Source organism: Streptomyces sp. NPDC058274 (assembly GCF_042881375.1).
GTDB lineage: Bacteria > Actinomycetota > Actinomycetes > Streptomycetales > Streptomycetaceae > Streptomyces.
Genome location: NZ_JBHVXW010000001.1, coordinates 184,151 through 195,665, shown reverse-complemented (window position 1 = coordinate 195,665; position 11,515 = coordinate 184,151). Strand labels below are relative to the sequence as shown.

General features: G+C 69.6%; 10 protein-coding genes and 1 pseudogene. 8 read left to right on the top strand and 3 right to left on the bottom strand.

Annotated features, from left to right (window positions below):
• Positions 1-61 precede the first annotated feature (61 nt).
• The 8 genes and pseudogenes from gap to ACFVYF_RS00885 all read left to right on the top strand — a co-directional run bounded on the left by gap (position 62) and on the right by ACFVYF_RS00885 (position 7,657).
• Positions 62-1,072 (top strand): type I glyceraldehyde-3-phosphate dehydrogenase, encoded by a 1,011-nt coding sequence (gap, locus tag ACFVYF_RS00920; RefSeq protein ID WP_389448757.1) that lies wholly within the window; start codon positions 62-64, stop codon positions 1,070-1,072.
• Between the two features lie 128 nt (positions 1,073-1,200).
• A complete protein-coding gene (locus ACFVYF_RS00915; protein WP_389448754.1) occupies positions 1,201-2,412 on the top strand; it encodes a phosphoglycerate kinase in 1,212 nt (403 codons plus the stop codon).
• Positions 2,413-2,453: 41 nt separating this feature from the next.
• Positions 2,454-3,209 (top strand): triose-phosphate isomerase, encoded by a 756-nt coding sequence (gene tpiA / locus ACFVYF_RS00910; RefSeq protein WP_389450562.1) that lies wholly within the window; start codon positions 2,454-2,456, stop codon positions 3,207-3,209.
• A gap of 126 nt (positions 3,210-3,335) precedes the next feature.
• Positions 3,336-3,572, top strand: coding sequence for a preprotein translocase subunit SecG (gene secG, locus ACFVYF_RS00905; protein ID WP_383280551.1), 237 nt, complete (start codon positions 3,336-3,338; stop codon positions 3,570-3,572).
• A 236-nt stretch (positions 3,573-3,808) separates the two neighbouring features.
• Positions 3,809-4,144 carry an RNA polymerase-binding protein RbpA gene (locus ACFVYF_RS00900; protein ID WP_003957010.1) on the top strand — a complete coding sequence of 112 codons (336 nt, stop codon included), beginning with the start codon at positions 3,809-3,811 and terminating at the stop codon, positions 4,142-4,144.
• Between the two features lie 135 nt (positions 4,145-4,279).
• Positions 4,280-4,820: pseudogene (locus ACFVYF_RS00895) on the top strand (hypothetical protein).
• Positions 4,821-4,892: 72 nt separating this feature from the next.
• Complete coding sequence (gene pgi / locus ACFVYF_RS00890) at positions 4,893-6,548, top strand: glucose-6-phosphate isomerase (protein WP_389448751.1); 1,656 nt, start codon at positions 4,893-4,895, stop codon at positions 6,546-6,548.
• 191 nt (positions 6,549-6,739) lie between these two features.
• Positions 6,740-7,657 carry a hypothetical protein gene (locus ACFVYF_RS00885; RefSeq protein WP_389448748.1) on the top strand — a complete coding sequence of 306 codons (918 nt, stop codon included), beginning with the start codon at positions 6,740-6,742 and terminating at the stop codon, positions 7,655-7,657.
• 76 nt (positions 7,658-7,733) lie between these two features.
• Here the strand turns inward: ACFVYF_RS00885 and ACFVYF_RS00880 are convergent, their stop codons facing one another.
• The 3 genes from ACFVYF_RS00880 to ACFVYF_RS00870 form a co-directional block, all read right to left on the bottom strand.
• Positions 7,734-10,025, bottom strand: coding sequence for an FtsX-like permease family protein (locus tag ACFVYF_RS00880; RefSeq protein WP_389448746.1), 2,292 nt, complete (start codon positions 10,023-10,025; stop codon positions 7,734-7,736).
• Between the two features lie 218 nt (positions 10,026-10,243).
• A complete protein-coding gene (locus ACFVYF_RS00875) occupies positions 10,244-10,990 on the bottom strand; it encodes an ABC transporter ATP-binding protein (protein WP_389448743.1) in 747 nt (248 codons plus the stop codon).
• Positions 10,987-11,502 carry a PadR family transcriptional regulator gene (locus ACFVYF_RS00870; RefSeq protein WP_389448740.1) on the bottom strand — a complete coding sequence of 172 codons (516 nt, stop codon included), beginning with the start codon at positions 11,500-11,502 and terminating at the stop codon, positions 10,987-10,989. Before ACFVYF_RS00870 ends, ACFVYF_RS00875 begins: the two co-directional genes overlap by 4 nt.
• Positions 11,503-11,515 lie beyond the last annotated feature (13 nt).

Here is an 11,515-nt window from a genome sequence, read left to right as displayed (position 1 = left end):
GGGGACATCCCATACAGCTAGCCGGTGTCGAACCCGGCGTACCAACGAGGAGATCGGTTTCGTGACGATCCGCGTAGGCATCAACGGCTTTGGCCGCATCGGTCGTAACTACTTCCGCGCGCTGCTGGAGCAGGGTGCGGACATCGAGATCGTGGCTGTCAACGACCTGGGTGACACCGCGACCACTGCTCACCTTCTGAAGTACGACACCATTCTGGGCCGTCTCAAGGCCGACGTGACGCACACCGCCGACACGATCACCGTCGACGGCCACGCCATCAAGGTGCTCTCCGAGCGCAACCCCGCCGACATCCCGTGGGGCGACCTGGGCGTCGACATCGTCATCGAGTCGACCGGCATCTTCACCAAGAAGGCCGACGCCGAGAAGCACATCGCCGGTGGCGCCAAGAAGGTCCTCATCTCGGCTCCGGCCAAGGACGAGGACATCACCATCGTGATGGGCGTCAACCAGGACAAGTACGACGCGGCGAACCACCACGTCATCTCCAACGCCTCCTGTACCACCAACTGTGTGGCGCCGATGGCCAAGGTTCTCGACGAGAACTTCGGCATCGTCAAGGGCCTGATGACGACGGTCCACGCGTACACGAACGACCAGCGCATCCTTGACTTCCCGCACTCGGACCTGCGCCGCGCGCGTGCCGCCGCCGAGAACATCATCCCGACCACGACCGGTGCCGCCAAGGCCACCGCCCTGGTCCTCCCGCAGCTCAAGGGCAAGCTGGACGGCATCGCCATGCGCGTCCCGGTCCCGACCGGCTCGGCGACCGACCTGGTCGTGACGCTGCAGCGCGAGGTCACCAAGGACGAGGTCAACGCCGCGTTCAAGAAGGCCTCCGACGACGGCGACCTCAAGGGCTACCTGTCGTACACCGAGGACCCGATCGTCTCCTCGGACATCGTGGGCGACCCGGCCTCCTGCACCTTCGACTCCCTCCTGACCATGGTCCAGGACGGCAACTCGGTGAAGATCCTCGGCTGGTACGACAACGAGTGGGGCTACTCCAACCGCCTCGTCGACCTCACGGTCTTCGTCGGCGGCCAGCTCTAAGTCCCAGAGCCGGACATCTCGATGTGAGCACAGGGCCCGGGCAGCGCAAGGCCGCGCTGTCCGGGCCCTGTCGCACGTAGTGATCGATCAGCCCTCTCGGATCAAAGAGCCTTCCTAGGAGTCCCTTCATGAAGACGATCGACGAACTTCTCACCGACGGTGTGGACGGCAAGCGGGTCTTCGTCCGCGCCGACCTGAACGTGCCACTGGCCGACGGCCTCATCACCGACGACGGCCGCATCCGCGCCGTCCTGCCCACCGTCAAGGCCCTCGCCGACGCGGGCGCCAAGGTGATCGTCGCCTCGCACCTGGGCCGCCCCAAGGGCGCCCCGGACCCGGCGTTCTCCCTCCTCCAGCCCGCCGAGCGACTCGCCGAACTGCTCGGCGCCCCCGTCGCGTTCGCGCAGGACACCGTCGGCCCGGCCGCCCACGACGCGGTCAACGGCTTGCAGCCCGGCCAGGTCGCGGTCATCGAGAACCTGCGCTTCAACGCGGGTGAGACGTCCAAGGACGACACCGAGCGCGGCGAGTTCGCCGACCAGCTCGCCGCCCTGGCCGACGTCTACGTAGGCGACGGTTTCGGCGCGGTGCACCGCAAGCACGCCTCCGTGTACGACCTTCCGGCGCGTCTGCCGCACTACGCGGGCTACCTCATCGCCACCGAGGTCGGTGTCCTGAAGAAGCTCACCGAGGACGTCAAGCGGCCCTACGTGGTCGCGCTCGGCGGCTCCAAGGTCTCCGACAAGCTCGCCGTCATCGACGAGTTGCTCGGCAAGGCCGACCGGCTGCTCATCGGCGGCGGGATGGCGTTCACCTTCCTCAAGGCGAAGGGGTACGAGATCGGTGCCTCCCTCGTCCAGGAGGACCAGATTCCGGCCGTCGTCGAGTACGTCCAGCGCGCCGAGAAGAACGGCGTCGAGCTGATCGTGCCTGTCGACGTCGTGGTCGCGGCCGAGTTCCCCGACCTGAAGACGAAGGCCCCCTCCCACCCCACTACCGTCGCCGCGGACGCCATCCCGGCCGACGGGATGGGTCTCGACATCGGTCCTGAGACCCGCAAGCTGTACGCCTCGAAGCTCGCCGACGCGGCCACCGTCTTCTGGAACGGCCCGATGGGCGTCTTCGAGCACCCCGACTACGCCGAGGGCACCAAGGCGGTCGCCCAGGCCCTTCTCGATTCCCCGGCCTTCACGGTCGTCGGCGGTGGCGACTCCGCCGCCGCCGTCCGCACCCTGGGCTTCGACGAGACGGCATTCGGCCACATCTCGACCGGTGGCGGCGCCTCCCTCGAATACCTCGAGGGCAAGACGCTCCCCGGCCTCGCCGCACTGGAGGACTGACCTACATGGCTGCATCTTTTTCTGCTGGGCGCACGCCGCTGATGGCGGGCAACTGGAAGATGAACCTCAACCACCTCGAGGCCATCGCGCACGTCCAGAAGCTCGCCTTCGCCCTCGCGGACAAGGACTACGAGGCCTGCGAGGTCGCCGTCCTGCCGCCCTTCACCGACCTGCGCTCCGTGCAGACCCTGGTCGACGGCGACAAGCTCAAGATCAAGTACGGCGCCCAGGATCTCTCGGCGCACGACTCCGGTGCGTACACCGGTGAGATCTCCGGCTCGATGCTGGCCAAGCTGAAGTGCACGTACGTGGCCATCGGCCACTCCGAGCGCCGGCAGTACCACGCCGAGACCGACGAGATCGTGAACGCCAAGGTCAAGGCCGCCTACAAGCACGGTCTGACCCCGATCCTGTGCGTCGGCGAGGAGCTGGACGTCCGCGAGGCGGGCAACCACGTCGCCCACACGCTCACCCAGGTCGAGGGCGGTCTCAAGGACCTCCCGGCCGAGCAGGCCGAGTCCGTCGTGATCGCGTACGAGCCCGTCTGGGCCATCGGCACCGGCAAGGTCTGCGGCGCCGACGACGCCCAGGAGGTCTGCGCCGCGATCCGCGCCAAGCTGGCCGAGCTGTACTCGCAGGAGCTGGCCGACCAGGTCCGCATCCAGTACGGCGGCTCGGTGAAGTCCGGGAACGTCGCCGAGATCATGGCGAAGCCCGACATCGACGGCGCGCTGATCGGCGGTGCGTCGCTCGACGCCGACGAGTTCGTCAAGATCGTCCGCTTCCGCGACCAGTGAGTAGGCGCTAGCGGCGATCCGTCGTACCCTTGCGGGGGCCGTGGGCTCTGGGAGTGAGCGTTTCGACCTCACCGAGAGAGCTTCGGCCCCCGTCGTCCATCCAGTTCCGAGGAAGTTGGTCCAGCCGTGGTTTTGGGGTTCTCGATCGCCCTGATCGTCTTCAGCCTGCTGCTGATGCTGCTCGTGCTGATGCACAAGGGGAAGGGCGGCGGCCTCTCCGACATGTTCGGTGGCGGTATGCAGTCGTCCGTCGGTGGCTCTTCGGTCGCCGAGCGCAACCTCGACCGCATCACCGTGGTGCTCGGTGTGGGCTGGTTCGCGTGCATCATCGTGCTCGGCATCCTGATGAAGGCCAACAACTGAACACCGGCTGACATCGGTACGGCATCACAAGAGCACATTACGCACGTACATTCCGCACGTAAGGCCCCATGTCCGGTACGCGCCTCCCAGCGCGGCCTATCATGGGGCTTGCGTCTAGGGGCGGGGGTGTAACTCCAATCACTGGACGCGCGTTGGGCCTTACGTAGACTGAGGCGCTCGCAGCGAAGCGTCACGCCGACTCGTTTCGCGGCACCATTACGCAGGGAGTTACGACCGTGGCAAGTGGCAACGCGATCCGAGGAAGCCGGGTCGGGGCGGGGCCGATGGGCGAGGCCGAGCGCGGCGAGTCCGCGCCGCGGCTGCGCATCTCCTTCTGGTGCTCCAACGGGCACGAGACGCAGCCCAGCTTCGCCAGCGACGCGCAGGTTCCCGACACCTGGGACTGCCCGCGCTGTGGCTTTCCGGCCGGACAGGACCGGGACAACCCGCCGGACCCGCCGCGCACCGAGCCGTACAAGACGCACCTCGCGTATGTACGGGAGCGGCGCAGCGATGCGGACGGCGAGGCGATCCTCGCCGAGGCGCTCGCCAAACTGCGGGGCGAGATCTAGGAGTTGACAGCCGGCCGGGCACCCAAGGGTGTCTGGCCGGACGTGTTTCGCACGGCTCGGCCGATGTGCCGAGGCCGATTGTCAGTGGTGCCCTCTACGGTTCTCGCAGCAGTGGAACCGGGGGGTGACGTGGCGATGGTCGACGTGCGGGACATGCGGGTGCCTGCGTGGCGCGGGGGATTCGGGCGGTTGTGGAGCGCGGCCGTCCTCTCCAGTTTCGGGGACTCCCTGCGGACGGCCGCGTTGCCGCTGCTGGCCGCGACCCTGACGGACGAGCCGATGCTCATCGCGTCCGTCACCGCCTGCGGCTATCTCCCCTGGATCGTCTTCGGGCTGCTCGATCCGCAGCCTGACCGCGGTGATCGGCAGCCTCGCCGTCTTCGGGCTCATGGGAATGGTGTGGAACGTCAACACGACGACCCTGATGCAGCAGCGCAGCCCCGCCGGCATGCTCGGCCGCGTCAGCTCGGCGTTCCGGACCCTGGCGGTCGCGGGGGCTCCGCTCGGCGCGCTGCTCGGCGGCGCCGTGGCCACCACCTGGGGTCTGAACACTCCGGCGCTGCTGGCGGCCGCGTTCTTCGTCCTCTCCGTCATCGCGCTGATACCTGCGCTCAAGCCGGACGTATCTGTTGTTGAGCCGGACGACGGTGCTACGACAGCTCACGTCAAGCCCTGATCAATTAGGTTGGGACCGGCAGCGGGGCAAGGTACGCGGCAGCACACGCAGGAAAGAAGGCGGAAGTCCGAGATGAACGCAGACAGCCGTACCAGGCTCAACCAGACACCCGAATGGACCGCTCTCGCCAAGCACCGCGAAGAGCTCGGGGAGACGCATCTGCGGGACCTGTTCGCGGCCGATCCGGGCCGGGGCGGCGGGTACAGCCTCCAGGTCGGCGATCTGCACGTCGACTACTCCAAGCACCTGGTCACCGACGAGACGCTGCGGCTGCTGCGTGACCTCGCCGCGGCCACCGGTGTGTTCGGGTTGCGGGACGCGATGTTCCGGGGCGAGAAGATCAATGTGACCGAGGGCCGGGCGGTGCTGCACACGGCGTTGCGGGCGCCGCGTGGCGCGGTGGTCGAGGTGGACGGCGAGAACGTGGTGCCGGCGGTGCACGCGGTGCTGGACAAGATGGCCGGTTTCGCACAGCGGGTCCGTTCGGGTGAGTGGACCGGTCACACGGGCAAGCGCATCAAGAACGTGGTCAACATCGGTATCGGTGGGTCGGATCTCGGGCCGGCGATGGCGTACGAGGCGTTGAAGGCGTTCACGGACCGTTCGCTGACGCTGCGTTTCGTGTCGAACGTGGACGGCGCCGATCTCCACGAGGCCCTCGGCGGCCTGGATCCGGCCGAGACGCTGTTCATCATCGCGTCCAAGACGTTCACCACGATCGAGACCATCACCAACGCCACCTCGGCGCGGACCTGGCTGCTGGCCGGGCTCGGCGGCGAGGACAAGGCGGTCGCGAAGCACTTCGTGGCGTTGTCGACGAACGCCGAGAAGGTGTCGGACTTCGGTATCGACACGGCGAACATGTTCGAGTTCTGGGACTGGGTCGGCGGGCGGTACTCCTACGACTCGGCGATCGGCCTGTCGTTGATGATCGCGATTGGTCCGGACCGGTTCCGGGAGATGCTCGACGGGTTCCATCTCGTCGACGAGCACTTCCGTAGCGCCCCGGCCGAGTCCAATGTGCCGTTGCTGCTGGGGTTGCTGGGTGTCTGGTACGGCAACTTCCATGATGCGCAGTCGCATGCGGTGCTGCCGTACTCGCACTACCTGTCGAAGTTCACCGCCTACTTGCAGCAGCTGGACATGGAGTCCAACGGCAAGTCGGTGGACCGGGACGGCGAGCGGGTGGAGTGGGAGACCGGTCCGGTGGTGTGGGGCACGCCCGGTACCAACGGCCAGCACGCGTACTACCAACTCATCCACCAGGGTACGAAGTTGATCCCGGCCGACTTCATCGGCTTCGCCGAGCCGGTCGCCGGGCTGAGTGACGAACTCACGGCTCAGCACGACCTGCTGATGGCGAACTTCTTCGCGCAGACGCAGGCCCTCGCCTTCGGCAAGACACCCGACGAGGTGCGTGCCGAAGGAGTGCCCGAGGACCTGGTCCCGCACAAGACGTTCAAGGGCAACCACCCCACCACGACCATCCTCGCGCGCGAACTGACCCCATCGGTCCTCGGCCAGCTGATCGCGCTGTACGAGCACAAGGTGTTCGTCCAGGGCGCGATCTGGAACATCGACTCCTTCGACCAGTGGGGCGTCGAACTCGGCAAGGTCCTCGCCAAGCGCATCGAACCCGCGCTCACCGAAGGCACCGACGTGCCGGGACTCGACGAGTCCACCAAGGCGTTGGTCGCCACCTATCGGGAGTTGCGCGGCCGGAAGTAGTGAACCGGGCTGCCGGAAGCGGCCGTCGGTACGAAAAGTACTGGTCGGTGCGGGAAGCGGCAGTTGGTACGGAGTACGGCTCGGTACGGGAAGCGGGCGGCGGGAGCCTGTCCGCTTCCCGTAAAATTTCAGGCGATCATTGGGTCCAGGGCTCGGGGGAGCGGAAGTTGGCTGGTTCGCGCAGGAGATGGTTGAGCGGTCCGCTGTCGGCGGGGTCGGTTCTGCAGCCCAAGGCCGTGGCGCAGGCGGTGTTCCATCCGGCGTGGATTCCGCCGTCGGTGGACCCCTCGGTGGAGCGGCTCAAGCGGGTGCGCGTGATCGCCGGAGCGGTCGCGGCGTTCGGCGTGTACACCTTCGTCCAGGGCAAGTTCGACTTCACCGAGGTCCTGGAGAACATCCTGACGGCCGCCGTCGTCCTGCTGTTCATCACGCCTCTGACGGTGGTCGTCATGCTCTTCGTCTGGCGGCGCACCGGTCGGATCCGCCAGCTGCGGCCGCCCCTCTTCAACTCCTTCAAGCTGCTGCTGCTCTTCGTGGCCACGGTCGCCGGGACGGTGCTGTTGTGGAAGCTGTCGATGGCGCTCGGCGGCATTCTGCTGGCGGTGCTGGGCCTGACGGCGATGTGGCTGACCGGCTTCGCGGCGTACGGGGCCGTGACGCTGTCCGGGAACTTCTTCGGTTCCGCCGCCGTGCACCGCTGTCTGCCGCCGCTGCTCGCCACGGTGACCACCTGGCTGATGGCCATCCCGGACCTGGTCACCGGTGATCTGCACGGGCTGAGCCTCACGATGGGGATCGTCTTCATCCTGGGGGCGCCGGTGACGGTCACGGGCATCGCCGCCCTCGAGATGAACCGGCTGCGGCGCCACTACGGGATACGGCTGCGGACGCACCCGGCGTCACTGCCGCAGCCGGGTCCCGTGTACACGCAGCCACCCGGTTTCGTACCGCCGCAGGGCCCTCCGTACGCTCCGGGTCCCTATGGGCAGGGGGTCCCTCCGGCGCCGTACGGACCCGGCAACCCCTATGGCCCGCCGCAGCCGTACGGGCCGCCGCATCCGGGGCCCGCGCCGTACCCGTACAACCAGCGGAATCCGTACGGGTCCTGACGTCTCAGCCGCGGCTCTCGTGGCCCAGCCGGCGACCGAGCGGGCCCTGGTCTGCTGCTGACACGGAGCCCGGAGGTCAGGCCACCGCGGTCAATGTGTCCGCGGGACGGCGGCGCGCCGAGCGGGCGGCGGGGAGCGCGGCGAGTGCGGCGGCGCCCACCACCGCCGCCGTACCGAACAGCAGCAGTAGGGGGAGGGACGGCCCCCGGGCGATGCCGGCGCCGATGCCGCTCGAATCGCCCTGGGCGTCGATCAGCCAGTGCGCGAGGGGCAGCCCCAGTGCCGTGCCGGCGAGGACGGCGGCCAGGGTCGTGCAGGCGGTGGCCGTGACCGTGACGGCCGTGATCTGCCGTGGGGAGAGCCCGATGGCCTTGAGCGCCAGCAGGTCCCGCTCGCCCTCGCGCACGGTGCCGCCGATCACGGTGAGCAGTTCGATGAGACCGATGAGGGCCAGGACGGCGATCAGTCCCACGACGACTCCGCGCAGCGGTGAGAGACCCTCGGCGGGGTTCGTCACGGTGTGCACGTCCAGGTGGCCGTGGCCGGCCGCGGTCAGCTGGGCGCCGACCCGGTCCGGATCGGTGCCTGCCCGCAGCTGGAGCTGGTAGAGGGTGGGGCGGAGCGCCGGGTCGTTCTCCCGCAGGGTGTCGAGCGAGGTCGAGATGACCCGGCCGCCGTTCTCCGGTTCGATGCTGCGGCCGACGATGTGCAGGATCTGCGGCTGCGCGCCCACGGTCATCCGCACCCAGTCCCCGACGCGCACGTCCAGCAGATCGAGCAGTCCCTGACCGGCCACCGCCTCGTCGGGCCCGCGGGCCGGACGGCCCTCGGCGAGGGTGAACGGGTACGGGTCCTCGCGGGTGCCCAGTCCGCGCAGCGCGATCGTGGCCGTCTGCCCCGGGACCAGAGCGGCCACCTCGGCGCCCGGGTGCACGGCGGAGACCCCCGGGTTCCGGGCGAGCAGCGCCTGTGCCGCGCTCTCGTTCAGACTCGGGTCCGCGTGCGCCGTGAGCGCGGCCGCGAGACCCATCTGCTCGGGCCTGGTCTGGAAGCGGTCGATGGTGGTCCACGCGCTCAGCGCGACCACGATCAGCAGCAGCGGCAGGGTGAGCCTGCCGACCGTGGCGAGGGAACGCGGCCGGCGTGGGAACGCCTTGTGCCAGCCGAGTACGAGAGCCGGAGGCAGCCGCAGTCCGAGGGCCCGGCGTGCCACGCCCGACAGGCGTCCGCCCGGCGGGGCCGCGGCTCGCAGCACCGGCACCGGGGGGACGCGGCCGGCCCGCCAGGCCGCGATCCCGGTCGTCGCGCCGATGAACAGCACCGCGCCGGCCGGCACCGCGACCAGCGCAGCGGTGTGACTGGGCAGCCCCTGCCACACGCCCACCGCGTCCCCGAGGCGGCCCGGGACCCGGCTGCCCAGCGCCTGTGCGAGCGTGCCGGCGGCCAGGGCGCCCAGTGACGCGTACGCCACGTGCTGGAGCAGGAAGACGCGCACCACCTGGCCCGGGGTGAACCCGATCGCCTTCAGTACGGAGATGTCGCGCAGATGGCCGCGGATACGGGTGCCGATGGCGCCGTACACCGCGAGTGCGGCGGCGACCAGCGCGCCGAGGCCGAACAGTCCGAGCACCTGCCCCAGCAGCCGGTTGTCGCCCTGGGCCTCGGCGCGGGCCTGCTGCCAGTTCGAGACCTGGGTGACCGCGCCGGCTCCGAGCGTCGTGACGGCGCGCTGGACCGCGTAGTCCGTGTCACCGGCATCGGTCAGACGCAGGCCGACGACCTGGCCCGCGTGCCGGCCGGCGCGTTGCACCGCCGACGGGAGCGCCCAGACGAGGCCGGGGTGCTCGCCGGAGCTGTAGCGGGGTTCGGCGCTGTCGGCGACGCCCAGGACGGTCAGCGTCCGGTGGCTGCCGGGCACGGTGAGGATATCCCCGGGTTCGGCCCACAGCGCGTGGGCGAGGCTGTCCTCCAGCACCACGCCGTCGGGGCGGGCCGGGTCGAGCCAGCGGCCGGAGGCGAGCAGGGGGCGGCCGGTGGCGGGCCGGTCGACGGCGCCGCGCAGTTCGACGGAGGCACGGGTGCCACGCGACTCGACGGTGGCGGACGCCGTACGGTACGGGCCCGCGACGGACTCGACGCCGTCCAGCTTCGCGAGGCGCCCCGCGTCGGCGGTGGGGCCGGTGTGGATCCAGACGTGGGCGCCGTGCGACTGCGTGAAGACGCGCTGCCAGGGGTTCGTCGCGTAACCGAAGAGCGCCGCGGCCAGCAGCAGGGAGGCGACGATGCCCGCCGTCGCCAGCACGATGAACAGCGCCTCGCCCCGATGCGTGCGCAGATCGGCATGCGCCCAGCGCAGAGTGGCCCGCACGCCGCGTCAGCCCCTCGGCCGGCGGGAGCGGAGGCGGTGCGCACGGCCGGGCTGGGCGGGACGGTTGCAGACGGGCTCGCGGAAGCGGAGGCAGCGCCCGCGTTCGGGTCGGGCGGGACGGTCGCAAACCGGTTCGCGGAGGCCGAGGTGGCGCGCCCGCTCGTGAGTGGTGGCGCGGGACAGCCGCGCACCGTTCCCCAGCTGGTCGTGCACGCCGATCAGTCCCTCAGTTCCAGTACGCCGGAGAGGCCGGCGCCGCGCGACGGGGTGCCGTCGAGGGTGGCGTCGTCGGCGATGCGGCCGTCGAAGAAGCTGATCACCCGGTCCGCGGCGCTCGCGAGCCGCGCGTCATGGGTGACCAGCACGATGGTCTGGCCGCCCTGGTGGAAGCGGGACAGCAGGCGCATCACCTCGCGCGTGCCCTTGCTGTCCAGGCTGCCCGCGGGTTCGTCGGCCAGCAGCAGGGGCGGCTGGTTGACCAGCGCCCGGGCCAGGGCGACGCGCTGCTGCTCACCGCCGGACAGCTCACCCGGCATGCTGCGTTCCTTGCCCTGCAGGCCCAGCTCGGACAGCAGCCGCTCGCGCTCGGCGCGGGCCTGCTTGGGGGAGAGGCCGGCGAGCAGGGCGGGCAGCTCGACGTTGTCGGCGACGGACAGGTTGGACACCAGGTTGAAGAACTGGAAGACGATGCCGATCCGGCGCCTGCGTTCCACCGCCCAGCGCGCCTCGCTGTACGCGTCCGTGCACTCGCCGTCCAGCCAGATGCTGCCGCTGTCCGGCCGCTCAAGACCGCCGAGCAGATGCAGCAGCGTCGACTTCCCGGCGCCGGACGGCCCCGTCACGGCCACGAACTCGCCCTGCCGTACGGCGAGATCCACCCCGCGCACGGCATGCGCCGGGGCGCCCTCGCCGTGATGGGTCTTGACCAGGCCCTCGGCACGCAGCAAAGGAGCGGTGTGGCTCATTCCAGCTCCTCCAGTTCCTCCTGGCAGCGCTCCAGCCAGTCGAGGTCGGCCTGCAGATGCAGCATGGCGCCCTCGATCAGCAAGTGGGAGATGCGGTTGTCCCGGTTCTCGGCCGTGGCGAGTTTCGACAGATTGCGCATGGTGTTCAGATACTGGCGCCGCTGTCTGTTGATGAGGGCGACCCGGTCGGCGAGGCCGGTCGTCGGGGCGAGCGCGAGCTTCATGAAGAACTCGTCCCGTACCCGCGGCTCGTCCGCCGTCTCCTCGTACCAGGCGTGCAGCGCCTCGCGCCCGGCATCGGTGAGGTGGTAGATCTTCTTGTTGGGCCGGCTCGACTGCTCGACTTCCTCGCCCTCGATCAGTCCCGACTTCTCGAGGCGGCCGAGCGTGACGTAGATCTGGCCGACGTTCGGCTGAGGGTACGCGGAGCCCAGCAGTTGCTCAAGGTCCTGCTTGAGCTCGTACCCGTGGGCCGGGCCACGCGCCAGCAGGGCCAGGAGGGGCAGCCGCACCCGCGCTCTCCTC